This window comes from Parabacteroides sp. AF18-52 (assembly GCF_003479145.1).
Classification (GTDB): Bacteria; Bacteroidota; Bacteroidia; order Bacteroidales; family Tannerellaceae; genus Parabacteroides; species Parabacteroides faecis.
This window is the reverse complement of the sequence record NZ_QUGR01000011.1, coordinates 73274-99425: the sequence shown is the minus strand read 5'-3', so window position 1 is coordinate 99425 and position 26152 is coordinate 73274. Positions and strand designations below refer to the sequence as shown.

23 protein-coding genes and 1 pseudogene are annotated in these 26152 nt (G+C 42.0%); 22 read left to right on the top strand and 2 right to left on the bottom strand.

The features are described 5' to 3' along the window. The 17 genes and pseudogenes from DWX23_RS17540 (at nucleotide 1) to lptB (ending at nucleotide 17180) form a co-directional block, all read left to right on the top strand. Entirely contained in the window at nucleotides 1-855 is an 855-nt protein-coding gene (locus DWX23_RS17540) for a hypothetical protein (RefSeq protein ID WP_122375409.1), read from the top strand. 12 nt (nucleotides 856-867) lie between these two features. Next, complete coding sequence (locus DWX23_RS17535; protein WP_122375408.1) at nucleotides 868-2091, top strand: TIGR04157 family glycosyltransferase; 1224 nt, start codon at nucleotides 868-870, stop codon at nucleotides 2089-2091. Beyond that, nucleotides 2088-2378: pseudogene (locus tag DWX23_RS25275) on the top strand (glycosyltransferase family 32 protein); the annotation flags it as partial. The gene DWX23_RS17535 and the pseudogene DWX23_RS25275, both read left to right, overlap by 4 nt. A gap of 444 nt (nucleotides 2379-2822) precedes the next feature. Then, nucleotides 2823-4106 carry a UDP-N-acetylmuramoyl-tripeptide--D-alanyl-D-alanine ligase gene (gene murF / locus DWX23_RS25195; protein ID WP_229801168.1) on the top strand — a complete coding sequence of 428 codons (1284 nt, stop codon included), beginning with the start codon at nucleotides 2823-2825 and terminating at the stop codon, nucleotides 4104-4106. A 12-nt stretch (nucleotides 4107-4118) separates the two neighbouring features. Then, nucleotides 4119-5438, top strand: a complete 1320-nt coding sequence (locus DWX23_RS17525; RefSeq protein ID WP_233587654.1) for a ThuA domain-containing protein — start codon at nucleotides 4119-4121, stop codon at nucleotides 5436-5438. Between the two features lie 12 nt (nucleotides 5439-5450). Then, complete coding sequence (locus DWX23_RS17520; RefSeq protein WP_122375406.1) at nucleotides 5451-6884, top strand: Gfo/Idh/MocA family protein; 1434 nt, start codon at nucleotides 5451-5453, stop codon at nucleotides 6882-6884. A 14-nt stretch (nucleotides 6885-6898) separates the two neighbouring features. Then, nucleotides 6899-8290: a galactosyltransferase-related protein gene (locus DWX23_RS17515; RefSeq protein ID WP_122375405.1), complete on the top strand. Its 1392-nt coding sequence runs from the start codon at nucleotides 6899-6901 to the stop codon at nucleotides 8288-8290. 40 nt (nucleotides 8291-8330) lie between these two features. Further along, on the top strand, nucleotides 8331-10526 hold the full coding sequence (locus DWX23_RS17510; RefSeq protein WP_122375404.1) for a peptidase domain-containing ABC transporter: 2196 nt from the start codon (nucleotides 8331-8333) through the stop codon (nucleotides 10524-10526). A gap of 37 nt (nucleotides 10527-10563) precedes the next feature. Continuing rightward, complete coding sequence (locus tag DWX23_RS17505) at nucleotides 10564-11508, top strand: HlyD family efflux transporter periplasmic adaptor subunit (protein WP_122354256.1); 945 nt, start codon at nucleotides 10564-10566, stop codon at nucleotides 11506-11508. Between the two features lie 77 nt (nucleotides 11509-11585). Further along, entirely contained in the window at nucleotides 11586-12044 is a 459-nt protein-coding gene (locus tag DWX23_RS17500; RefSeq protein ID WP_233587653.1) for a hypothetical protein, read from the top strand. A 232-nt stretch (nucleotides 12045-12276) separates the two neighbouring features. After that, nucleotides 12277-12720, top strand: coding sequence for an HU family DNA-binding protein (locus DWX23_RS17495; RefSeq protein WP_122354258.1), 444 nt, complete (start codon nucleotides 12277-12279; stop codon nucleotides 12718-12720). A gap of 11 nt (nucleotides 12721-12731) precedes the next feature. Continuing rightward, nucleotides 12732-12938 carry a hypothetical protein gene (locus DWX23_RS17490; RefSeq protein WP_122375403.1) on the top strand — a complete coding sequence of 69 codons (207 nt, stop codon included), beginning with the start codon at nucleotides 12732-12734 and terminating at the stop codon, nucleotides 12936-12938. Next, nucleotides 12928-13407 (top strand): D-Ala-D-Ala carboxypeptidase family metallohydrolase, encoded by a 480-nt coding sequence (locus DWX23_RS17485; protein WP_199673314.1) that lies wholly within the window; start codon nucleotides 12928-12930, stop codon nucleotides 13405-13407. The genes DWX23_RS17490 and DWX23_RS17485 overlap by 11 nt, the downstream gene beginning before the upstream one ends. Further along, nucleotides 13404-13838 carry a hypothetical protein gene (locus tag DWX23_RS17480; RefSeq protein ID WP_122375401.1) on the top strand — a complete coding sequence of 145 codons (435 nt, stop codon included), beginning with the start codon at nucleotides 13404-13406 and terminating at the stop codon, nucleotides 13836-13838. The genes DWX23_RS17485 and DWX23_RS17480 overlap by 4 nt, the downstream gene beginning before the upstream one ends. A 68-nt stretch (nucleotides 13839-13906) precedes the next feature. Further along, a complete protein-coding gene (locus tag DWX23_RS17475) occupies nucleotides 13907-14824 on the top strand; it encodes an endonuclease/exonuclease/phosphatase family protein (protein ID WP_122375400.1) in 918 nt (305 codons plus the stop codon). Nucleotides 14825-14834: 10 nt separating this feature from the next. Next, nucleotides 14835-16361, top strand: coding sequence for a leucine-rich repeat domain-containing protein (locus DWX23_RS17470; RefSeq protein WP_122375399.1), 1527 nt, complete (start codon nucleotides 14835-14837; stop codon nucleotides 16359-16361). Nucleotides 16362-16427: 66 nt separating this feature from the next. After that, nucleotides 16428-17180: an LPS export ABC transporter ATP-binding protein gene (gene lptB / locus DWX23_RS17465; protein ID WP_122354266.1), complete on the top strand. Its 753-nt coding sequence runs from the start codon at nucleotides 16428-16430 to the stop codon at nucleotides 17178-17180. 4 nt (nucleotides 17181-17184) lie between these two features. On the opposite strand, the gene DWX23_RS17460 is transcribed toward lptB, so the two are convergent. Further along, complete coding sequence (locus tag DWX23_RS17460) at nucleotides 17185-18099, bottom strand: CPBP family intramembrane glutamic endopeptidase (protein ID WP_122375398.1); 915 nt, start codon at nucleotides 18097-18099, stop codon at nucleotides 17185-17187. Nucleotides 18100-18180: 81 nt separating this feature from the next. Then, nucleotides 18181-18426: an RNA-binding protein gene (locus tag DWX23_RS17455; protein WP_122354268.1), complete on the bottom strand. Its 246-nt coding sequence runs from the start codon at nucleotides 18424-18426 to the stop codon at nucleotides 18181-18183. 324 nt (nucleotides 18427-18750) lie between these two features. On the opposite strand from DWX23_RS17455, the gene tig reads away from it, so the two are divergent. The 5 genes from tig to guaB all read left to right on the top strand — a co-directional run bounded on the left by tig (nucleotide 18751) and on the right by guaB (nucleotide 26105). Next, on the top strand, nucleotides 18751-20103 hold the full coding sequence (gene tig / locus DWX23_RS17450; protein WP_122354269.1) for a trigger factor: 1353 nt from the start codon (nucleotides 18751-18753) through the stop codon (nucleotides 20101-20103). 190 nt (nucleotides 20104-20293) lie between these two features. Next, nucleotides 20294-20962: an ATP-dependent Clp endopeptidase proteolytic subunit ClpP gene (gene clpP, locus DWX23_RS17445; protein WP_122354270.1), complete on the top strand. Its 669-nt coding sequence runs from the start codon at nucleotides 20294-20296 to the stop codon at nucleotides 20960-20962. A gap of 67 nt (nucleotides 20963-21029) precedes the next feature. Continuing rightward, nucleotides 21030-22259: an ATP-dependent Clp protease ATP-binding subunit ClpX gene (clpX, locus tag DWX23_RS17440; RefSeq protein ID WP_122354271.1), complete on the top strand. Its 1230-nt coding sequence runs from the start codon at nucleotides 21030-21032 to the stop codon at nucleotides 22257-22259. Nucleotides 22260-22287: 28 nt separating this feature from the next. Next, nucleotides 22288-24471, top strand: a complete 2184-nt coding sequence (gene recQ / locus DWX23_RS17435) for a DNA helicase RecQ (protein ID WP_122354272.1) — start codon at nucleotides 22288-22290, stop codon at nucleotides 24469-24471. A 158-nt stretch (nucleotides 24472-24629) separates the two neighbouring features. Beyond that, nucleotides 24630-26105 (top strand): IMP dehydrogenase, encoded by a 1476-nt coding sequence (gene guaB / locus DWX23_RS17430; protein ID WP_122354273.1) that lies wholly within the window; start codon nucleotides 24630-24632, stop codon nucleotides 26103-26105. Nucleotides 26106-26152: the final 47 nt, after the last annotated feature.

Below are 26152 nucleotides of genomic sequence, written 5' to 3'. Positions count from 1 at the left end.
ATGCAACAATATCAGTCTATGACAATGGAAGAACAGTTATCCCAAGTTGCCAACATGCTTTTGTTAAATGGTACATTGACAGAATCCCCGGGGTTGGTACATGGCAAAATGGGGGTGGCTATTTTCTTTTTTCATTATGCGCAGTATACCGAAAATATGTTGTTTGCCGATTATGCTGTAGATTTGATTGGAGAGATGCAGAATCAAATACATCTAAACAGTCCAGCTGATTATGAAAAAGGTATAGCAGGCATTGGGGTAGGGATTGATTATCTGATCCGTAATGATTTTTTACTTGTAGAAGATGATATTTGTGAAGATTTTGATCAAAGAATGGTTCGTGCTGTGATGCACGATCCCTGGCAAGACTTTAGTATGTATGACGGACTAACCGGATATGGACGTTATTGGATTTCGAGATTGCGTTATCAAGAACCGGCAGTCCAGGCACAAGAGTGTTTAGGATACATTGTTCGATTGCTTGAAGAAAATCTGGCGGATATTCCTTCTGAAGAACAAACAGATGTGTATTGTTTTTTGTATGATTTGCAAAGAATATCAGGATATGAGAGTTGTAACGGATTGTTGGAACAATGCCGGAAATGGGAGGCTAAAAACTCTTTTTCCCGTTTGGGAGATTCCGCAATCAGCAATTTCATTCGGAAAGTCCAGAGTAGTCGGTATCTTAACGATACAAATCAGAATGAAATTGATACGATCTTAAACCAAATTGAAGATTTGGATACAGAGAAACCGCCAGTCAGTATGGGACTTCTTACCGGTTATGCCGGTGAAGGACTTTTACGATTGGAGGCGCTCCGTAAAACGGACCATTCATGGACATTCCTCCTTTAACCTAACAGCAAAATGAATCTATATATTTTCAATGAAACACGCCGCGGGGCAGTATTTGGTATCGGAACTTATATCCGAGAGTTAATGGCTGCGCTAAAAAATAGCCATATACGTATTTATTTGGTGAACCTGCTTTCCGACAAACCGCAGATAACAATGGAAGAAGTAGACGGTATCCGGTATTGGTATTTTCCCGAACCAATATCGGATATACGGGTTTCGGAGCCTTCTGAACAAAGACAGATGTATTTCCATAATATTGTTTACCTACTTCAATTATATATACAGGACAAAACCAATTTATTGTTTCATTTGAATTTTCCTCAATGTGGAAGTTTTGCTGATGAATTGAAAAATACATTCGAATGCAAAGTTGTTTCGGTAGTCCATTTTTCTCACTGGGGATTTACTGTTTTTGATAATCTGACACGATTGCGTAGCATTTTAAACGAAGTAGATTCCGACAGCTTTGGTGATGAAGTAAAAAAAATGTTCGAAGAGGAAAAATCATATTATTCAAAAGTAGATCATTGTATTTGTTTATCTGAATACATGCATGAAATACTGTGTCAGGATTATGAATTGGATACTAAAAATATAACTGTCATACCAAACGGTTTAAGCGATGTGCCTGATACCTCTGTCGATTTTGACTTTTTACGAAAGAAATGGAATATACGTACCGGAGAAAAAATAATTCTTTTTGCCGGTCGTCTTGACGAAGTGAAGGGCATTCGTTATTTAATTAAAGCATTTTGTGAGGTAGTGCAGATATGTCCAGAAGCGCACCTGATAATAGCAGGTAGTGGTAACTATGACACTTGCCTTCGGGAAGCAAAGACGGTCTGTACAAAAATAACGTTTACCGGATTATTGGAAAAAGATGAGTTGTATGAGCTATATCGCATTGCAGATATAGGTGTAGTTCCTTCACTGTTCGAACCTTTCGGATATGTAGCCACTGAGATGATGATTCATGCATTACCTTTAGTTGTTACTGCTACCTCGGGACTGAACGAAGTGGTAGATCATACTTGCGGACTGAAGATATCCCTTACGGAACTGCCTGATAATACCGAAATAGACACTGTGCTTTTAGCACAAAAAATACTGTATTTACTCTTGCATCCTACGGAAGCAAAAGAAATGGGGGAAAATGGAAGAAAAAGATATTTGGCGAATTATTCTGCTGAAATATTTCGTCGGAATATGATTCATTTATATTCATCATTATGATACCCAAAATAATTCATCAGATTTGGGAAGGACGTACCGAATATTTGGGAGATACGTATAAATCATTAGGTGAAACGTGGAAAAAATTCAATCCGGATTGGAAATATGAGTTTTGGGACGAAAACCGGATGGACAATTTCATATACGATTACTTTCCCGAAATGATCAGTATCTACTTCGGATATCCGTACGGTATTCAACGCTGGCATGTTATCCGTTATCTGATTCTTTATAAAATTGGAGGTTTGTATGTCGATTTCGATTATGAATGTCTGGAACCTTTTGATAAGTATATACAGGATAAAAGTAATTGCTATTTTGCGATGGAGCCGGGACAACATTGTTGTTTATACGGCAAAAGTATCTGTTTTAATAATGCATTAATGGTTGCGCCTCCGCATCATCCTTTTTTCAACGCTATTATTGTGCATTTGCAATCTGTGTCTGTTTCCTACATAGGAGACAAGTATGAGGAGGTGCAGAATACAACAGGTTCGTTAATGCTGACCAATCTTTATGAAAAATATGCGGATAAAAGTTCTATTGATATTTTCCCGGCGGCACTTGTTTCTCCATTTTCAAAAAACGAGATACAAGATTATATTCACGGGAAAGCCGATGAAGAACTATTGGAGAAAAAAATACAAAAAGCAATTGCTATTCATTATTTTACAGGTTCATGGTTTGTTAAAAATAATACTCATCGGTTATTGAAGAATAGATTGACTTTGATGTCTATATCCGATCTTTATCAGATTTTTCTACAATATCCGATCATTTGTACGGATGACAGGAAAGGTTCGCCGGATTCTCTTTTTTTTGCTATACAAGGGTTTTCATATAATGGAAACAAATTTGCAGAAAAAGCGTTGGAGGCTGGATGCCGTTATGCTATTGTCGATGATCCCACCGTTATAACTGATGATCGTTACATATTAGTCGATAATGTTCTGAAAGCATTGGAGCAATTAGCCGACTTTCATCACCAAATGTTGAAAACGCCTGTTATCGGCATTACAGGAACATGCGGTAAGACGACTACGAAAGAACTGGTAGCCGCAGTGCTTTCTACCCGATATAAGCTGGTTTCTACACATGAAAGTGAAAATGCAACTTTAGGGGCATCTCTTACTTTACTGAGTTTGAAGCCAGAGCATGAAATGGCTGTTATCGAAATGGGAGCTTGCCATTCGGGGATGATACGGGAGTTGGCCAGAATAGTCCGGCCGAAATATGGTATTATTACCAATGTAGGACTGGCGCATCTCGAGGGATTTGGTTCGCTTGAAGGAGTGCTGCGAACTAAAGGGGAGCTTTATGATTATTTACGTCAATCGGGCGGTAAGATCTTTATTCATAGAGAGAACAGAAGTCTCCAATCTATAGCCGAGGGATTAGAGCAAATTTCTTATGGTGAAAGTAAAGATACGTTTGTTTCCGGACAAGTGGTAACAGCGGATCCTTGCCTCTGTTTTAATTGGGAAAATGCAGGAATACGCCATACGGTATCGACCCGTATGGCTGGTAGCTATAATCTGTTTAATGCATTGGCTGCAATAACTGTCGGACTTTATTTTGATGTTCCTTTCGTGAAAATCAACCAGGCGATTGGTGGTTATATTCCGGCCAATTACCGTTCGCAGTGGAAAAAAACTTTACATAACGAGTTAATTATCGATACTTTTAATGCGAATCCATGTAGTATGCATGCAGCGTTGGCAAATTTTTCTACATTATCGGCAAGTCCCAAGGCTGTTATTTTGGGTGATATGTTAGGGTTGGGTGCAGAAAGTTTGAAACTGCATACCGAGATAATAGAGATGCTCAATGGATATGGTTTTGACAAAGTTTTTCTTTGTGGAAATCAATTTGCTGCTACCGGTTCTGTTTATTCCTGTTTTCCTGATGTGGAGGGCTTGAGCCAATATCTGTCGGTTAATCTGTTGAAAGGATATAATGTCTTGATTAAGGGTTCTAACAAAATTCATCTGGAAATGATTATCCATTTGTTATAATTGTAATATAGAATGAATTTGTATATAATCAATCATACCTGGCGTAGAGCTATATTTGACATTGACCTTTATGTCCGTGAACTGGTTGTAGCGTGTAAAGGCTGTAATATGAATATTTGTGTCGTAAATTTAATGTCGGAAAAGCCTCAAATACAGACAGATTTAATAGGTGGAATCAAATATTGGTATTTCCCGTCAGCTATTTCGGTGCAACGAACGATAAGCAAGGAACAATGGGAGTTATATTATCGTAATATTGTGTATTTACTCCAATTGTATATCGAGAATAAGAAGGATTTGATATTTCATTTGAACTTTATCGAAAGCTGTAAATTAACACAAGAATTACAGAATTCGTTCGATTGCAGGATTGTCGCTTCACAAGAAGAGCATTCTAACTGTTTTGGAGGAAGTAAGATATCCATCATACCGAATGGTTTATACGATGCGACTGAACTATTGAAAATATATGAATCATCTTTGTGTTGTGAAGAAGGTAAAATTAAAGTACTGATAGTGACTGGGCAGAGTAATCATGCCTGGCAAATCAGTCATGTTGCAATCCGGCTGATTCTTGAGAATTCCGGTCTCTTTGCAGTTAATGTCGCTGTATCGCCTGAAACCGGGAAAATCATGTCTAATTTTAAACCTGATTTTTCATCTTACCAATTGGTAGTACTCGACTACAATGGGGATAGATGGCCGGAAGAAACAGAAAGATCTTTTCTGGATTTTGTTGAAAAAGGAGGCGGTGTAATAATTTATCATGCGGCTAATAATGCTTTCAGAGATTGGAAAGAGTATAACCGGATAATCGGCTTTGGGGGATGGGAAGATCGTAATGAAACGGCCGGTCCTTATATTTACATGCGGGATGGTCGGTTGGTGTATGATAAGGAATCTCCCGGATGTGCCGGTTCGCATGGCTTTCAGCATGAGTTCGTACTTAATTGCAGCAATCCGGAACATCCGGTAACGAAAGGTTTGCCTGTGGCATGGCGTCATGCACAGGATGAATTGTACGATCGTATGCGTGGTCCGGGTATCGTTAAAGATGTTTTATTTTGGGGATATTCTGATCCGGCAACGAAAGGTTCCGGGCGTGATGAGATGGCTATATTTACAGTCGATTATGGGAAAGCACGTATTTTTCATACGACTTTAGGACATGCAGGAAATACACTAGATGATAATATAGCAATGCAATGTACAGGATTTCAAGTCACATTGCTGCGCGGTGCCGAATGGGCGGCAACCGGCAATGTTACACAGCCAGTACCTGACGATTTCCCGACGGAGACAACTATTTCATTGCGTAAAAATTATAAATAAAAACAGTCTGATATGCAAATAGCTTCCAATTCTATTTTAGGCAAAAGCCATGGACATACAGCTCCTTCGGACAAATTGAATATTGCTGTCGTTGGTATTGGTGGTATGGGGATTACAAATATTCAGCATGTTTTTGAAACGGAAAACATCGTAGCTCTTTGTGATGTAGACTGGAAGTATTCAAAACCTGTCTTAAATTGTTTCTCACGGGCAAAAAAATATAAAGACTTTCGTAGGATGTATGATGAGATGGATAAAGATATTGATGCCGTTATGGTTGCAACACCTGACCATACTCATGCTATTATTGCTGCTACTGCTATAACATTAGGTAAACATGTGTATGTCCAGAAACCATTGACTCATTCGGTCTATGAATCAAGATTGCTTACAAAGTTGGCTGCAGAATATAATGTCGCGACACAAATGGGAAACCAGGGAGCTTCTGACGAAGGTATTGATCTGATATGCGAATGGATCTGGAACGGTGAAATTGGGGAAGTAAAGAAAGTTGAAACCGCTACCGATCGTCCTATGTGGCCGCAAGGATTGGAAACTCCTTCCAGAATACATAAAATACCTTCTACATTGGATTGGGATTTGTTTATCGGCCCAGCTAAAATGAGACCTTTCAATTCTATTTATCACCCTTGGAACTGGCGTGGCTGGTGGGATTTCGGAACCGGTACTTTGGGGGATATGGGGTGCCATGTTCTGCATCCTGCATTCAAAGCGCTTAAATTAGGTTATCCTGTGTCAGTGGAAGCAGCCTCTTCACCAGGGTTTATCGATTGCGCTCCACAGTCTGAGTATGTGAAATTTGTTTATCCGGTTCGGGAAAGCATGCCTAAAGTGGATTTCCCGGAAGTGGAAATTCATTGGTATGATGGTGGTTTTATGCCAGAGCGTCCGACAGGATTTCCCCAGGGACGTCCGCTGATGGGAGTGAGTGGTGGTTTGACAATTTTTCATGGAACGAAGGATACGTTGCTTTGCGGCTCTTACGGACTCAGGCCCTGGCTGCTCTCCGGACGTGTACCGAATATTCCCAAAACGATTCGCCGTGTAGATAGAGCGATGGAGGGTGGTCATGAACAGGATTGGGTACGTGCATGCAAGGAAAGTCCGGAAAATCGTGTAAAAACCAAATCTGATTTCTCGGAAGCGGGTCCGTTCAATGAAATGATCATGATGGGGGTATTAGCAGTTCGTCTGCAATCTTTGAATAAAATATTGGAGTGGGATGGAGCGAATATGGAATTTGTGAATATCGGTGACAATGAACAAATCCGGCAGATGATTTCAAACGGTTTTATAATCAAGGCTGGTCATCCTTCGTTTAATGCTAAAATGTCGGATCCGATCAATGCTAAAGAGTTTGCTGCCGGATTGATTAAACATAATTATCGTACGGGGTGGAATCTTCCTTTGGAGAATATCCTGTAAAAAGAACTGTAATTATGGAAGCTCCTCAGAATATACATCCGGAAATCTTGTCTGCCATTCGTTTATTGTCGGAAGACAGAAATATGAATATGGATACAGCCGTATCAATAATAGAAGATACAGTGTATAATTGTGATTTAAGTATATATCCGGATTTTTCAACCGGTTTAGCTGGTATTGGATGTGGCATCCAGTATATGATTTGTACCGGGTTAATAGAAGGGCGGGCTGATGAGGTTCTTGAAGAATGGGATCAGTATCTTTTTTCTGTAGTTTGTTTTCGTATGCATACTGATTTAACCCATGCAACAGGGTTGATGGGAATAGCTTCTTATTTTTTAGGGAGATTAGAAGATCTCCATGCTGGTGATGGTAATTTGAGTACTGTGATAGGCAAATCTGTATTGTTATCTATTTTGGATATTTTGTTGATTCGATTGGGAGTTGAAGGCTATGCTTCTTTTGAAATCAGAGAACAATCTCCGATCAGTACGATTGAAAAGCAGGATATCAAATTGTTCATACGGCATTTTTTACAGCATAATATATGCAATGAACTGGCTTTGAAATTATGGGATAGGATGGAACAAAAATATATTTTACCGGCAAGGAAATGTGAGAATTCGATCTGTACGGATATGGGGGACGTAACTATTGTTATACCGATACGTGTAGATAGTAGTATCCGGATAGCAAACTTGGTAACTATAATTCGTTTGTATTCGGATCTTGAAAATATACATTTTATAATCTGGGAAGCAGATAACTTGCAGCGTCTTTATATAGAAGAGAGTGAACGAATTGATTATTTGTTCTGTCGGGATAATAATCCCGTGTTTCATCATACTCATTATCGAAATGAGATGATAAAACAGGCAAAAACTCCGATTGTAGTAGTGTGGGATGTAGATGTTTTAGTCCCTGAGAAACAGTTGTATAAAGCAGTAAATGATATAAGAAATAGGCATGCTATTTTATCCTATCCTTATGATGGCGTTTGTTATAGTCTGTCGTCTGATATTAGTGATAATTTCAGGGAGACGTTGGACTGGGGAGTTTTACTTTCTGAAAAGGAAAAATTTCCGACCATGTTCGGGCAATTGACTGTCGGAGGTATATTCGTTGTCGATCGTGAAAAATACATGCAGGCCGGAATGGAAAATGAGTATTTTATCGGTTGGGGACCGGAAGATATTGAACGGTTAAAACGGCTTACGATTTTGGCTCTGCCTGTATCCCGGGTAACAGGGAGTATCTATCATTTATACCATCCTAGAAAGTTAAACTCTGGATATGTGGATCAATCTCAAAATTTGTCAGCAAAACAAGAACTGCTTCGAGTATGCAAAATGAGTAGAGGTGATTTATTGAAAGAGATCGCTGATTGGTCATGGATTTGTAAGTAGAATTTTGTGATAATTAGTTATAAAATCGAATGTTAATCCCATGAAAAGAATATTTCCTCATTATCACCAACTAGATGCTTTTGACTGTGGCCCAACCTGTCTCCGCATGATAGCGAAGTACTATGGTCGTACCTATTCGGTTCAATATTTACGTGAACATGCTTTCATCTCACGTGAAGGAGTATCGATGCTGGGTATTAGCGATGCTGCGGAACTAATTGGATTTCGAACAATGGGGGTGAGGATTACATTGGAACAATTGCGGACAGAAGTTCCCATGCCATGTATTTTGCATTGGAACCAGGAGCATTTCGTTGTTTGCTATAAAATAAAGAATGGAAAATATTATATTGCGGATCCGGCTAACAAGAAAGTTGCCTATGATGAAAAGGAGTTGGAACGTTGCTGGTGTAGCACTTTGGTACAAGGGAAAGATACCGGAGCAGCTTTGTTATTAGAACCCGGACCGGACTTTTATGATCGCGGAGAAATGGAGGAGCGAAAAGATAGGAAATTTTCTTTTTTCTTTCGCTATCTGACTCCTTATAAGCGGGAACTTTTTCAGTTGATACTCGGAATGCTGACGGCAAGTATCTTGCAGTTAATCATGCCGTTTCTAACTCAAAGCCTGGTTGATACCGGTATTCGGGATAGTAACCTGAATTTTATTACTCTGATTCTGATTGCTCAGTTAGTTATTTTTATTGCCAGGTTGTCAGTTGATTTTATCCGTAGTTGGATTTTATTACATGTTAATACCCGAATCAATATCGCTTTGATTTCTGATTTTCTGGCGAAGCTGATGCGTTTACCCCTTCATTTTTTCGATACGAAAAAGGTAGGGGACATTATGCAACGTATTGGGGATCATAACAGGATAGAATCTTTTATGACAGGTTCTTCAATTAGCACTTTATTCTCTTTTGTCAATTTTATAGTTTTTGGTTTTGTCCTGGCATATTACGATCTATCTATACTTGGACTTTTTTTGTTGGGGAATGGCTTGTATGTCGCCTGGATCTTAGCATTTATGAAATATCGACGTGACTTGGATATCAAACGTTTTGCACAAGCTTCCAATGAACAGAGTAATCTATTCCAATTGATCACCGGTATGCAGGAAATCAAACTGAATAATTGTGAAACAGAAAAACGCTGGGAATGGGAACGTATCCAGGTGAAATTATTTAAGATTAGTATTAAAGGGTTAGCTTTAGGGCAATATCAACAGCTCGGGTCGGTGTTTTTTAACCAAACTACCAATATCCTTATCTCCTTTCTCGCCGCCCGGGCTGTTGTTTCCGGAAAAATGACGTTAGGTATGATGATGTCATTGACTTATATTGTGGGGCAGCTGACGGCTCCTATTGAACAGTTTATTGGTTTTGCCCGTTCGTTCCAGGATGCGAAGATCAGTCTGGAACGTTTGGGCGAGATCCACCAGCGAGAAGACGAAGAACAAATGTTGGCTATGAAAGTGAACACTTTGCCTGAGAACCGGGCTTTGCATATTGAAGATGTGAGTTTCAGTTATGACGGGGCGGATCGGGATTATGTATTAGAGAAGGTAAGTTTGACAATTCCACAACATAAAGTGACGGCGATTGTCGGTGCAAGCGGAAGCGGGAAGACGACGCTTATCAAGTTATTGCTCGGTTTTTATGATCCTAACAAAGGACATATAAAAGTGGGTGATCTGTTGTTGAAAAATATCAATCCGCATGTATGGCGGGCACGTACGGGGTGCGTGATGCAGGATGGCTTTCTCTTTTCAGATTCGATCGCAAAGAATATTGCGATAGGCGCGGAGGTGATCGATAAGGAACGGTTGTTGCATGCAGTGACTGTCGCTAATATCCGGGATTTTATCGATTCGTTGCCGTTGGGTTACAATACGAAGATCGGTATGGAAGGAAACGGAGTGAGCCAGGGGCAGCGACAACGGATCCTGATCGCACGGGCGGTGTATAAGAATCCTGAGTTTATTTTTCTGGATGAAGCGACAAATGCGCTGGATGCGAATAACGAACGGGAGATCATGGAACATCTGCATCAGTTCTATAAAGGAAGGACAGTGGTTGTTGTAGCTCATCGGCTGAGTACGGTACGGGATGCAGATAAAATAGTGGTGCTGGATAAGGGACAGGTTGTGGAAGAAGGTACGCATGAGGAACTGACGGCACAACGAGGCGTTTATTATAAATTGGTGAAGAATCAGTTGGAATTGGGTTCGTAGGGGTGGTTCGCGAACCATCCTTACAGGGGACAGTCATATGGAAACAGGGAAAAAAATAGAATTACGCAGTGAAGAGGTACAAGAGGTGATGGGGCAAATCCCTGCCTGGATTGTACGATGGGGTATTACGTTGTTGTTTGTCGTGGTACTAGCTCTTTTGGTGGGTAGTTATTTTTTTATTTATCCGGATGTGATTGAGACGGAGATGACATTGACAAGCCGGGAACCGGTGGTGAAAGTCGTGGCTCGTTCGTCGGGGAAGATCAGCGGACTTTATGCCTTTAACGGACAGGAAGTGAAAATGGATGCTCTGCTGGCTGTGGTGGAGAATCCTGCGAAGACGGAAGATGTACTTCGATTAAAGAAATTATTAGCTCGTTATATGGGTGAGCCGGAACGACTGAGTTATTATTTATTGCAGGATGTATGGTTGCTGGGTGATATTCAACCGGCATATATGGATCTGGCATCGAAAGATGTTTCTGCCCGTGATTACCGTGCTTCGGTCGGGCAGTTGCTGGCGGCGATCCATGCCTGGGAGATGTCGTATTGTCTGATAGCACCCTCGGACGGACGAGTGCAACTGCTTGTTCAGGAGGCTCCGAATCAGTATTTATCGTCGGGCGATGTGTTTGCGCGTATTGTACCCAAAGAGGGAGAAACCTGGGTCGGACGGGCATTGCTGCCGTTACAACGGTCGGGAAAGGTAAAGACCCGGCAGCGGGTGATCGTGCGTTTTACGAATTTCCCGGATCAGGAATTTGGAATTGTGAACGGCATCGTTTCGACGATCTCGTTGGTGCCTGCGGAAGACAATTATATGGTGGAGATTGCCTTCCCGAACGGACTGACCACCAATTATGGGAAGTGCTTGCCCGTATCTCATGAAATGAAAGCCACCGCCGAAATTGTAACTGATGATTTACGTTTGATAGAACGCTTCTTTCAACCACTGAAAAAGATACTGAAAGAGGGGTTCTAAAATCTTTTCGTAGCCAATATATCTCGTTTAGTGGCTTTCGTGCCGGGAAGGATGAATAATCCCCTTCCCGGCACTTTATGAAAAATTCACTGATGGTACAGCTGGGTGCCAAACCTACCCTCCAGCATTTCCGCAAAATAGTGATGAACCTGCCGACGAGAGAAAGAGCCGGTTTTATGAAAGAGGCTTTCGGATTGGCTTTCTCTGAATGGAGAAGTCTGGATGTCGTTTATCAAAAGTTTCTGGTTGCGCTGATAAAAAGTGAACGGCAACAGTTTGTAGAGTTTGTACGTAAGGAGACTATCCTGGGTGAATTCCTGTATGACCTGAAAAACGAAGACCTGTTTGTAAGAATCCTGAATCTTCTGGAACGGCCGTCTAAAAAGCATAAAACCTCTTATTCCAGGTTGGCTTTTTCTGTTTTATTTGCGTTTAATGTGGATTGGGAAATAAAGGGCTTATCGGATAAGATCAGGTATGCGAAAGTGGATAGGGATGATCTGTTTGAGTTGTTTGAAGGGATAAAGATTGATTAACATATTATCCCAATTCTCCCCTTGTCGATCTTAATGATTGTGAAATATCGCTGCTTTTGAAAAGCAGTAAGAGCTGTGTTTTCAATACCTTTTTAAGATTTGTTATAATGTTAGTCTTTTGTACATTAGTTTGTTACGTCTTTTTTTAGCCCTATTCTTATTGCTTTTTAGCCTTTTTCTGCCAACATACCTTTGTGTCGTACTTAATTATTCACTAAAAACATTTTTAATTATGGCACAAGGTTACAAGTTGGTTCTGCGCCCGTCAGAACCGGGAGTCAAAGATTCCAAGAAGTTGTATTATGCGGTATCTAAAAGTACAGGATTTACGGATATCAGACGCTTATGCAAGTTGGTTGCTGCGAGAAGTACGGTATCGAGCGCAGATGTGAAAGCAGTACTGGATAATCTGAATTATATTCTGGATCTGGAATTGCAGGATGGTCGTATTGTTCAGTTGGGGGAATTCGGTAATTTCCGTATTACGGTCGGGAGCGAGGGCGTAGAGGATAAAAAGAAGTTCTCTGCAAGTATGATTCGTGCTCCGAAGATTGTTTTCACTCCCGGGTTTGATTTGCGTGAGACTAAGAAAACGATGGGTTATTCATTGATTACTCCGGAAGTTGAAAAAGCGGAGAATCCCGGAGGTGGTGGGGATCGTCCGGAAATCGAGTAAACCGGTCGAGGATGAAAAGAATGAATGTTCAACTGGTAATGGCCGTGCTGCTTTGTGCAGCCGGTCTTATCCTGGTCTTTTCCGGTTTTTGGGTGGCTCCGGCTGGAGAGATACATAACAGTGTGTTAGTAGCTTTCGGAGAGATCAGTACGTTTGCCGGAGCATTATTTGGGGTAGATTATTCATATAAAATAAAAAAGAGTGAAAATGAAAAATAAAGAATTTACATTTGAAAAGCCTTTGACAGTAAAGCAACAAGCATGGAGAAGCAAACATCCGGATTGGATCAGTGATCATTTTTACATGGGGGAGTTTATCTACAGTGCAGTTGCTGTAGAACAGGGCCTGAACAATACTCCACCACCGGAAGCGCAGAAAGCGATTAGAAATCTGGTTAGAAAGTTATTGGAGCCGCTTCGGGAATATGCGGATTGTCCTATGGGAATACATATTTCCAGTGGCTATCGGAGTGAAGAATTGAATCGTCTGGTAAGAGGTGTTGCTAACTCGCAGCATATGACGGGAGAAGCAGCCGATATTTATACATTCGGAAGTTGCCGCTTGTTGGAGGCTTTACAGAAAAGCCGTTTGAATTTCGACCAGGCAATTTATTACCGTCGTCGTGGGTTTATCCATTTGTCATTAAAATTGACGGGTAAGAACCGTCGCCAGGTGATTATCAAATGAGAGTTGTTCTTTACTTGTTTTTGGCGGTGATAGGATTATCCGGCTGTGTGACACGCAATCGAAGCAGGGAGCAGTTTTATGCGTATAAGGATTCGATGGTGTATATACAGTTGGATACATCCTGTTTACATTATGATCGGCAGAAGCATTTGCGGGGTAACTCCCGATTAAAGGAAATTTATTTTTCTTCACCGGATAGCTCAGGCAAGCAGCATGTGGAACGTGTTGCGTATGTTACGGAAGAATGGAGCATGACGGATTCAGCAGAAGTCCTTTCTACAAAGAAGAGTGCAACAGAAAAGCAGGACATTAATAGCATTATATCGACGGAGAAAGTGATGACAAAACATGAACCGGGACATATTGCCGGATGGGTGTTGGTTCTGTTTTTGCTTTCTTTTGTCTATTGGTTATGGAAAAAAGTGAGATGATTAAATAGCTTTATCTTTTGAGTTTTTGAAAATAAAATTTTACCTTGCATTCGTTAATTATACAAGCCATGAAAAAGATCATTTATTCTTTTGTTTTTATTTTTTGCGCCTTACTGACTTTACAGGCGCAAACAATGATAGTTGGATCCTATAATCTGAGGTATGCCAACAATGGGGATTCAACAAAGGGAGACGGTTGGGGACAACGTTATCCTTATATTGCTCAACTGGTACAGTTTCACGGTTTTGAAATATTCGGAACCCAGGAAGGTTTGTATCCTCAGTTACAGGATTTGAAACAAGCCATGCCTGGCTATGATTATATCGGTATAGGACGTGAGGATGGCAAACAGGCAGGGGAACATTCTGCTATTTTTTACCGTACGGATAAGTTTGAAGTGCTGGAACATGGGAATTTCTGGTTATCTGAGATAACGGACTATCCGAATAAAGGGTGGGATGCAGTTCTTCCCCGGATTTGTACCTGGGGAGAGTTCCGGGATAAACAGACTGGTTTTACCTTTTTGTTTTTCAATCTCCATATGGACCATGTGGGGGTACAAGCCCGTGCCGAGAGTGCGAAATTGATTTTGAAGAAAATAAAAGAGTTTCCTAAAAAGTTACCTGCTATCCTGACCGGTGATTTTAATGTCGATCAAAACAGTGAGTCTTATAAATTGTTGGACGGTTCCGGTGTCATGCGTGACTCGTATGAAATTGCGGATTTCCGCTATGCGCCAAATGGAACATTTAATGGTTTTCATACGGATCGAAAGACCGAAAGCCGTATCGATCATATTTTCCTGACAAAAGAGTTCGATGTGAAAAAGTATGGGGTATTAACCGATACCTACCGTTCGGAAGTGGCTGAAAGTTCTCAGAAGGAACAGAATGGTAATTTTCCCAAAGAGGTATCTTTGAGTAAATATAAGGCTCGCACCCCCTCAGATCATTTTCCTGTGATGGTCGTTTTGTCAATCTTATAAATGAATTATTATGAAAACACCTAAGACAACTTTTTCTTTCTTCCTTCCAACTTTGTTGGTATTGGGACTATTATTGGTTTCCGGCGAAAAGTTATCGGCGGAAGATCTTGGTTATGAACTGAAGGATGGTACATTGACTATTTTGATGTATGGTGGTTTTGATGATTGGAAAAAGGCTAGTGTAGCTGATAGGAACTCTGTCACTCAGATTACGATAGAGGAAGGAGTTCCCATTGTTCCGAATCAGATATTTAAATATATGTCGCATGTAAAATCCGTGCATATTCCATCGTCCGTGACTTCGATCGGAGCAGGAGCCTTTTTAGCTTGCAGGGATTTGTCATCCGTAACATTTGCAGAGAATTCCAATTTGAAATTGATCGGAAGATATGCTTTCTATCAGACATATCTGGCTTCGATCACTGTTCCGACTACTGTGGAATGGATCGGGAAGGCTGCTTTTAGAAATTGTTCGAATCTGTCGTCAGTGCAATTTGCAGAAGAGGCGTGTTTGAAGACGATCGGAGAGTGGGCTTTTTATGAGACAGCTCTCAGGTCGGTTGCTATTCCTTCTTCTGTAGCAACAATCGGGAAGGCTGCCTTTTGGGGATGCAGAAAATTGTCGTCCATAGCATTTTCCGAGAACATGAAGCTTGAAAAGATCGGTGATGGTGCTTTTTCCAGAACGGCTATAACATCTGTTACCATCCCGTCTTCTGTCGTGGCTATCGGAGAGGGGGCTTTCAGACTCTGTAAAAGATTGTCGTCGGTCACTATTGATGGTTCGAAACTGGAAACGATCGGAGGACGGGCTTTTTCCGAGACTTCTCTGACTTCTTTTTCGATCCCGTCTTCTGTTACTACGATTGGTGCAGGCGCTTTTGCGAAGACGTTTCTGAAATCGATAGTGGTCCCTTCTTCGGTGACAAATATAGAAGGAGCGGCTTTTACGGATTGCAGAAGATTATCCTCTGTTACATTTGCCGGAAAATCGGAGTTGGAACAGATTGGAGCTGCCGGATTCTACGGAACAGCTTTGGAATCGTTAGAAATTCCTTTTTCAGTGAAGACAATCGGAGCAGGTTCGTTTTCTCATTCTGCTCTTAAATCGGTTACCATACCTGCCTCTGTTACAAATATAGGGCGTGCCGCCTTTTATGAAACATCTCTGGCTTCTGTTATTATACCGTCCTCTGTACGAACGATCGGAAAAGAGGTTTTTTATAACTGCACCAAGCTGACAGACGTTACTTTTTTGTCGTCGGAAGCTCCGGCCGGTTTTGAAGAGAATGTGTTTGGCGGGTGTTTCTCTTTGGAGGCTATTAATGTTCCGGAAAGTGGTTCCGGCTATTCGGGAGGACCTTGGGCTAAGTATGAGGATATTATCAAACGTCAGGTCATATCTATATCTTCCGGTTCGTTAACTGCATTATACAATTGGTTTTCTGTTGGCGGAATGGGGAATTGGAGTGTCTTTAATCCTCTGCTCTATATTCTCTTATTAACTATATACATCCTGAGGCTATACATCCTTTAAGAAATGATAATAGTCTTGTGGAAAACTAATTAATTGCGTTTCTTTGTACCCGTAAATAATTAGGATATGGCAGACGAACAACAGATGGTGCTCCGGACGGAGGACCTGGTGAAAAAATATAGAACACGTACGGTGGTGAACCATGTTTCTATCAATGTGAAACAAGGGGAGATTGTTGGATTGCTCGGTCCGAACGGGGCGGGGAAGACGACAACATTCTATATGACTGTAGGACTGGTCACACCTAATGAAGGGAAGATCTTCCTGAATGATATGGAGATCACCAAGTTCCCGGTTTATAAACGTGCCCGTAACGGTATCGGTTATCTGGCACAGGAGGCTTCGATTTTCCGTAAGATGACAGTGGAAGATAATATCCGCTCCGTATTGGAAATGACGGAGACGACTCCGGAATATCAGAAAGAGAAGCTGGAAAGCCTGATCGCTGAGTTCGGTCTGAACAAAGTGCGGAAGAACCTGGGAGACCAGTTGTCGGGTGGTGAAAGGCGTCGTGCTGAGATTGCCCGCTGTCTGGCCATCGACCCTAAATTCATCATGTTGGATGAACCGTTTGCCGGTGTCGACCCGATTGCCGTACAGGATATCCAGACCATTGTTGCCAGACTGAAACATAAAAATATCGGTATCCTGATTACCGACCATAATGTGTACGAGACGTTGAGTATCTGTGACCGTGCTTATTTGTTGTTTGAAGGAAAAGTGCTTTTCCAGGGAACGGCAGAACAGCTGGCAGAGAACGAGATCGTCCGCGAAAAGTATCTGGGTAAAGACTTCGTATTACGGAAGAAAGACCTGTAATCAGTTATTGATAATTGTTGGATTGTTTTTGTTTTGAAAGTCTTCTGATATGCTGTACGCATACAATGAATAATAATAATGTAATGACGGCCAGTGCCGAATAAGGTAACAGATTGGCATTGGATATATCTCCGGAGATAAATTCATTTTCTTTCAACCGACTATCCGACATACCGATCACGGCAAATGCGTTGTTGACGAAATGGGCAAATACAGGGACCCAGATGTTTCTGCTCCAGTATAACAAGTAGCCGAAATAAGCTCCCAGCAACATACGGGGAAGGAACCCGTAGAACTGTAGGTGGAATGCGCTGAATATTATGGCGGCCGACCAGATAACAATGTGATGGTTGGTGGTCCATTGTCCGATAATCCGTTGTAATGCTCCCCTGAATAAAAACTCTTCGGTGATACCAGCCATCACGGCCATAACAAGCAGATTGGATAACACTATCAGGAGTCCGTCGCCTGCTAAAAGTGTATTGGTCAACTGTTCGGCAAGTGCTTCCTGCGTTTGCATCCAGTTTTCAATAGGCGCCATGAATGAGGGTAATACCATTTGCTTGTTCAGCAATGCAGTCAGGGTGGTTGTCGGCGACATCAGGACCATACTCACCAGTACGAGCGCCAGGACACGGTTATCCGTATTTCGTTTTATACAAAGGTAATCTGCCGGATCGGGGCTGCATAACCAGGCTACAGCTAATGCCGGGAACAGGAATGTCCCCACTGCTGAAACAAACTGCATCATCCGCATCATGCCGGGGTATTGAGATAGATTACCGGAGATGCCATGAAACGTGAAAAAAATTCCCGTGCCGATCAGGGATGAAAGGATGGCTCCGAACAAAAGACAGAGTAGCAGGAGCAATAACTGGAACAGTGCCGGTTTACCGGCGTATATACCTTTTAATCTCATTTTGAATATAAATATACGGACATAAAAAAACTTCTGCCCAAATATAGGTAGAAGTTTTTTATTTTTTCGAGGTAGAGTGAATTACATTTTCGGTCTGGCTTCTTTTACCACCATCTGACGACCTTCGAATTCAGCTTCGTTCAATTCTGCAATAGCTTTTTTCGCTGCTGCATCATCAGGCATTTCTACGAATGCAAAACCTTTCGATTTACCTGTTTCACGGTCTATGATGATCTTTACAGAATCTACCACTCCGTATTCTTCCATTACTTGTTTCAGATCTTCTTCCCGAACACGATAGTTCAGGTTACCAATGTAAATGTTCATAAAAATAGAAATAATTAAAAAATAAAATTGTTACTGATGAAAGTAGTAAACCGGAATTTCGTAACAATGATAGATAAATCGACAAGTAACAAGTAAATGAAGAAATAAAAACAATGTTATTTACGTTCAAGGTAATTCCCCTTTCACATTACAAAGGAATACATTTATTTTAGATAAACAAGATTTTGGGTTGAAAAAAATAATATGTGTCTAAATTGGGCTTACTTAGAACAAATTAAGTAAACAATTTGCGAGATTAAAAGAATAACTCTAATTTTGCAGCCTAAAATTCGATACGACTATTAATTAAATAAATCATTCAGAATGAACGTTTCGCTTAAGAACATTGATGCCGTTAGCGGTATTGTGAAATTAGAAATAGTGAAGGCTGACTATGCTGAACAGGTTGAAAAGAGCCTGCGCAACTTCCGTCAGAAAGCAAATGTACCGGGTTTCCGTAAAGGAATGGTACCGATGGGTATGGTAAAAAAAATGTATGGAAAGCACGTGCTGGCTGAAGAAGTTAACAAGTTGGTTTCTGAAAATCTATTCAATTATATCCGCGATAACAAATTGAACATTTTAGGCGAACCGATGCCTAACGAAACAGAACAACAGCCTATTAATTTCGATACGCAGGAAGATTTCGAATTTTGTTTTGACGTAGCTTTGGCTCCGGAGATCAAAATCGAACTGAGCAAGAACGATAAGCTTCCTTACTATCAGGTTGCCATCGATGAAGAGATGATGAACCAGCAGGTAGATGCTTATACTGCTAACTTCGGCGCTTACGACCAGGTTGAAGAAGTTGAAGAAAAAGACATGGTAAAGGGTACTGTTGCCGAACTTGAAAACGGATCTCCGAAAGAAGGCGGTATCGTTGTCGAAGATGCAGTACTGATGCCTTCTTATATGAAGGATGAGGCTGAAAAAGCGAAATTTATCGGTGCGAAGACTAACTCTGTGATCGTTTTCAACCCGAACAAGGCTTATGAAGGAGCTGAAGCTGAGATCGCTTCTTTCCTGAAAGTCGATAAAGAAGCTGTAGCCGGTATCACTGGTGACTTCAGTTTCGAGATCAGTGAAATTACACGTCACAAAAAAGCGGAACTGAACCAGGAGTTGTTCGACAAAGTATTCGGCGAAGGTGTTGTTACCAGCGAAGAAGAATTCAAGAACAAGATCAAAGAAGCATTGGCAGAACAGTTTGTTCCTCAGAGCGACTTCAAATTCCTGCTGGATGCACGCGAAATATTGGTACAGAAAGCCGGTGAACTGCAGTTTGCTGACGGATTGCTGAAACGTTGGTTGCTGGCTGCAAACGAAAAGAATACACCGGAAAAACTGGACGAAGAATATCCTCAGATCATCGAAGACCTGAAATATCAGCTGATCAAGGAAAATCTGGTGAAGGGCAATAACCTGAAGGTTGAAGATGCAGATATCGAAAGCTTTGCAAAACGTGTGGCTAAAGCTCAGTTTGCACAGTACGGTATGCTTTCTGTTCCTGAAGAGGTATTGGCTAACTATGCAAAAGACATGCTGAAGAACAAGCAGACTTTGCAGAACATTATCGACCGTGCAGTAGAAGAAAAACTGGCTGCCTGGTTGAAAGAACAGGTCGAACTGGATGTAAAAGAAGTTTCAGCAGAAGAGTTCAACAAACTCTTTGAATAATATTATTCTTCGGAAACTATAGTATTTATTATGGTTTCAGTAAGAAAAAGGGGTTTCTCTCTAAAAAATATCTTAGCGGATAGCAAATAAGTTGTTTCTTTCAGAAATTTATTTATAACTTTGTTATTCCGATAAGTCAGAGGGAAATCCCTTTTTTTATGACTTTCGGTTATACAATAAACAGTAGACTATGGACGATTTTAGAAAGTATGCAACAAAACATTTGAGGATGAACAGTAATGCGCTGGATAGTTATATGAATATCACCAGCAGTTATATTTCTCCGACGATTATTGAAGAACGTCAGCTGAATGTTGCGCAGATGGACGTGTTTTCCCGCTTGATGATGGACCGTATTATCTTCCTGGGAACGCAGGTCGACGATTATTCGGCCAATGTGATTCAGGCACAATTACTATATCTGGATTCAAGCGACCCCGGTAAGGATATATCCATTTATATTAACTCTCCCGGTGGTTCCGTATATGCCGGTTATGGTATTTATGATACTATGCAGTTTATCGGTTGTGATGTTTCTACTATCTGTACAGGTATGGCCGCTTCTTTTGCAGCCGTATTGCTGGTAGCCGGAACGAAAGGTAAACGTATGGCATTGCCTCATTCACGCGTGATGATCCACCAACCTCTGGGCGGTGTACAAGGACAGGCTTCGGATATCGAGATCACAGCTCGTGAGATCCTGAAGGTTAAGAAAGAACTGTACACTATTATCTCAACTCACTCAGGAAAACCTTATGAAGAAGTGGAACGCGATAGCGATCGCGACTATTGGATGACTGCCGAAGAAGCGAAAGCTTACGGTATGGTTGATGAGATCCTGGTTCGTAATAATAAATAACAAACATAGAGACAAGGCCCTTTTTTGTGCCTTGTCTTTTTTGACAATTTAATAAACAAAAAAATCTATGGCCAAAACAGGCGACGTTTGTACGTTTTGTGGAAGGAGCAGCCGGGACGTTAACATGCTGATAAATGGGATATCCGGTGCTATCTGTGACGAGTGTGCACAGCAAGCGTATGAAATTGTAAAAGAACAACAGCCTGCCAGGAAAAGCTCTTTAGGGCTTGACCAGGCGGAACTGCCGAAGCCGGAGGATATAAAAAACTTTCTGGACCAATATGTGATAGGACAGGATGACGCCAAGCGTTATCTTTCTGTTTCTGTATATAACCATTATAAGAGGTTGCTTCAGAAAGTCACTTCGGATGATGTGGAGATCGAGAAGTCTAATATTATTATGGTTGGCGCAACCGGTACGGGAAAAACCTTGCTGGCGCGTACGATCGCAAAATTGCTGCATGTGCCGTTTGCCATTGTGGATGCGACGGTGCTGACCGAAGCCGGTTATGTGGGAGAAGATATTGAAAGTATTCTGACTCGCCTGTTGCAGGCTGCCGATTATGACGTGGATGCTGCACAGCGGGGGATTGTATTTATTGATGAGATAGATAAGATCGCGCGTAAAAGTGATAATCCGTCTATAACCCGTGATGTAAGCGGAGAAGGAGTACAGCAGGGATTATTGAAACTGTTGGAAGGTTCGATCGTAAACGTGCCTCCCCAGGGCGGAAGAAAACATCCTGAACAGAAAATGATTGCGGTAGATACGAAAAATATCCTGTTTGTCTGTGGCGGAGCGTTCGACGGTATCGAGAAGAAAATAGCCCAGCGTCTGAACACCCGTGTCGTAGGATATTCTGCCAGCAAGGAAACTGCCCAGGTAGACAGGAACAACTTCCTGAAATATATTACGCCGACAGACCTGAAATCGTTCGGGTTGATCCCGGAGATTATCGGTCGTCTGCCTATTCTGACTTATTTGAACCCGCTTGACCGGAGCACGCTACGCAGCATTCTTACAGAGCCGAAGAATTCGATCATCAAGCAGTATGTCAAGCTGTTCGAGATGGATTCCATTAAACTGTCGTTTGATGAAGACGTTTATGAATATATCGTAGACAAAGCTCTGGAATTTAAGCTGGGAGCCCGTGGCCTTCGTTCGATAGTCGAGGCCATCATGATGGATGCTATGTTCAGCATGCCGTCTGAAAAGAAAAAGAAACTCCATGTTACTTTGGAGTATGCGAAGGAGAAGTTTGAAAAATCAGATGTAAACCGTTTGCAGATAGCGTAATGCCTGCGGTTTGTAAAATATAATAAGTATGGCGAAGAAGGATAGTATAACTGAGCATTTAAAGACTCATTTTGGTTTTGATACCTTTAAAGGGAATCAGAAAGCAATCATTGAAAATGTGCTGGCCGGGAATGATACCTTTGTGTTGATGCCCACCGGTGGAGGTAAGTCTCTCTGTTACCAGTTGCCTTCTATTATGATGGAAGGTACGGCGATCGTAATTTCCCCCCTGATCGCTCTGATGAAGAATCAGGTGGATGCCATGCGTAATTTCAGCGAAGAAGACGGAGTGGCCCATTTTATTAATTCATCACTGAATAAGTCGGCGATCGACCAGGTGAAGGAAGATATTATGGCTGGCCGAACGAAGCTGCTTTATGTTGCTCCCGAATCACTGACAAAGGAAGAAAATGTCGAATTCCTGCGCAATGTGAAAATCTCATTTTACGCGGTGGATGAGGCCCATTGTATCTCTGAATGGGGGCATGATTTCCGCCCGGAATACCGGCGGATACGTCCGATCATCAATGAGATAGGAAAACGTCCGTTGATTGCGCTGACTGCTACCGCGACTCCGAAGGTACAACATGATATCCAGAAAAACCTGGGTATGATAGATGCTTCAGTTTTCAAATCCTCCTTTAACCGTTCTAATTTATATTACGAAGTTCGTCCGAAGGATGAAAATATAGACCGCGAGATCATTAAATATATTAAAGCCAACGAAGGTAAATCGGGTATTGTTTATTGTCTGAGCCGCAAGAAGGTAGAGGAGTTTGCCGATATTCTGAAGGCAAACGGGATCAAAGCGCTTGCTTATCATGCCGGAATGGATTCGCAACAACGGTCGGCCAATCAGGATGCGTTCCTGTTGGAAAAAGCAGACGTTATTGTGGCTACTATCGCATTCGGTATGGGGATCGATAAGCCGGACGTGCGTTATGTCATTCATTACGATATACCGAAGAGTCTCGAAGGTTATTACCAGGAAACAGGCCGTGCCGGCCGTGATGGCGGCGAAGGGCAGTGTATCGCCTTTTATGCTTATAAGGATTTACAGAAGCTGGAGAAGTTTATGCAGGGTAAACCTGTAGCGGAACAGGAGATCGGCAAGCAGCTGTTGCTTGAAACAGCCGCCTATGCTGAAACATCCGTATGCCGTCGTAAAGTCCTGTTGCATTATTTTGGTGAAGAATACCTGGAAGATAATTGTGGAAATTGTGATAATTGTTTGAACCCCAAAAAGCAAGTGGAAGCGAAAGAGTTATTGAGTGCGGTACTTGAAGTGATAAGTACTTTAAAAGAAAAATTTAAGGCAGACTATATTGTCAGTATGTTGGTCGGGAATGAGACCTCCGAAATTCAATCTTACAAACACAATGAAATGGAAATCTTCGGTTCCGGAACGGACGAAGACGACAAGACCTGGAATGCGGTGATCCGTCAGGCACTGATCGCAGGTTATCTGACAAAAGATATCGAGAATTATGGTTTGCTGAAAATATCGCCGAAGGGAAAAGACTTCATGAAGAAACCGGTATCTTTCAAAATAACGAAGGATAACGAGTTTGAAGAGGAAGAAGAATCAGAAGTTCCTGTACGCGGGGGGGCTACTTGTGCCGTAGACCCAGTCCTTTATTCTATGATGAAGGATTTGCGTAAGAAATTATCCAAACGGTTGGAAGTTCCTCCTTTTGTGATTTTCCAGGATCCGTCATTGGAAGCGATGGCAACGACTTATCCGGTCACTTTGGATGAGTTGCAGAATATCCCCGGTGTTGGTGCCGGTAAGGCAAAACGCTACGGACAGGAATTCATAACACTGATCAAGAAGCATGTCGAAGAAAATGAGATCGAACGTCCGGAAGATTTGCGTGTCCGTACTGTAGCCAATAAGTCGAAGCTGAAAGTTTCCATTATCCAACGGATCGACCGGAAGGTTGCCCTGGATGAGATCGCATTGACGAATGGCCTTGAATTTAACGAATTGCTGGATGAGATCGAAGCGATCGTTTATTCGGGAACACGTATCAATATCGATTACTTTGTAAATGATGTGATGGATGAAGATCACATAGAAGATATCTATGAATATTTCAAGGATTCCGAAACGGATGACCTGGAAGATGCGATCGAAGAATTAGGCGGCGATTATACGGAAGAAGAAATTCGTCTGGTACGCATTAAGTTCCTTTCCGAGATGGCCAATTAATACACGGATCATTTCCGATCGGAATTAAAAAGGTTCCTTCCCGCAAACAAAAGGGAAGGGGCCTTTTTAATTTTCTTTCGAAAGGATTTTTTTAATCGTTGCATAGTTCCCGGAAAAATCGTATATTTGCGCGCAATAATTTTTAAAGCATACGTTTTATGTCATTTATTGCAGACAGGTTAGTTATGGACGGATTAACATTCGATGATGTATTGTTGATCCCTGCTTACTCAGAAGTTCTTCCACGAAATGTCGATCTCACGACAAAGTTTTCACGAAACATTACATTGAATATCCCGATGGTATCGGCGGCCATGGATACGGTTACCGAGGCAAAAATGGCTATTGCTATTGCCCGTGAAGGTGGTATCGGTGTAATTCATAAGAACATGACGATCGCTGAACAGGCAAAGCAGGTTCAAAGCGTTAAACGTGCGGAGAACGGGATGATCTATGATCCCGTAACGATCACGAAAGGAAAACGTGTGGCCGATGCGTTGGCCATGATGGCGGAATATAAGATCGGTGGTATACCTGTTGTGGATGAAGGCGGTTACCTGGTAGGTATCGTGACCAACCGTGACCTTCGTTTTGAAAGAGACATGAACCGTTCGATCGATGAGGTGATGACGAAGGAAAACCTGGTGGTAACAGACCAGTCGACGGATCTGGAGGCTGCAGCTCAGATACTTCAGGAGCACAAGATCGAAAAGTTGCCGGTGGTGGACAGTCATAATAAACTGATCGGCCTGGTCACTTATAAAGATATTACAAAAGCAAAAGATAAACCGTCTGCCTGTAAAGATACTAAAGGACGTTTGCGTGTCGCAGCCGGAGTCGGTGTGACGTTCAATACTTTTGAACGTGTTGCCGCTTTGGTTGAAGCCGGTGCAGATGCCCTGGTAATCGATACGGCGCACGGACATTCGAAAGGAGTGGTCGATGTACTGAAACAGATCAAAGCCCAATACCCGGGTATTGATTGTGTGGTAGGTAATATCGCGACAGGCGATGCTGCAAGATACCTGGCGGATGCCGGTGCTGACGCCGTTAAAGTGGGTATCGGACCGGGTTCTATCTGTACGACCCGTGTTATTGCCGGAGTCGGCGTACCGCAGTTATCGGCTATCTATGATGTAGCGAAAGCGTTGAAAGGGACAGGTATTCCTTTGATTGCTGATGGCGGACTTCGTTATTCGGGTGATATCGTGAAGGCGATCGCTGCCGGCGGATCATCCGTTATGATGGGATCGTTGTTGGCCGGAGTGGAAGAATCGCCGGGTGAAACAATCATATTCAACGGACGTAAATTCAAATCATACCGCGGTATGGGATCGCTGGAAGCTATGCAGAAAGGATCGAAAGACCGTTATTTCCAGGATGTGGAAGATGATGTGAAGAAGCTGGTTCCGGAAGGTATTGCAGCCCGTGTGCCTTATAAAGGTTCTTTGTTCGAGGTTATCTACCAGATGGTCGGTGGTTTACGTGCCGGGATGGGATATTGCGGAGCTCATAATATTGAAGCACTGCATCAGGCCAAGTTTACCCGTATCACCAATGCCGGTGTACAGGAAAGCCATCCGCATGACGTAGCAATTACGCAGGAAGCGCCTAATTATAGCCGTGGTGAATAATAAATGCGCATAAATGCCGTTATATAAAAAACACTAATTTAATAGGG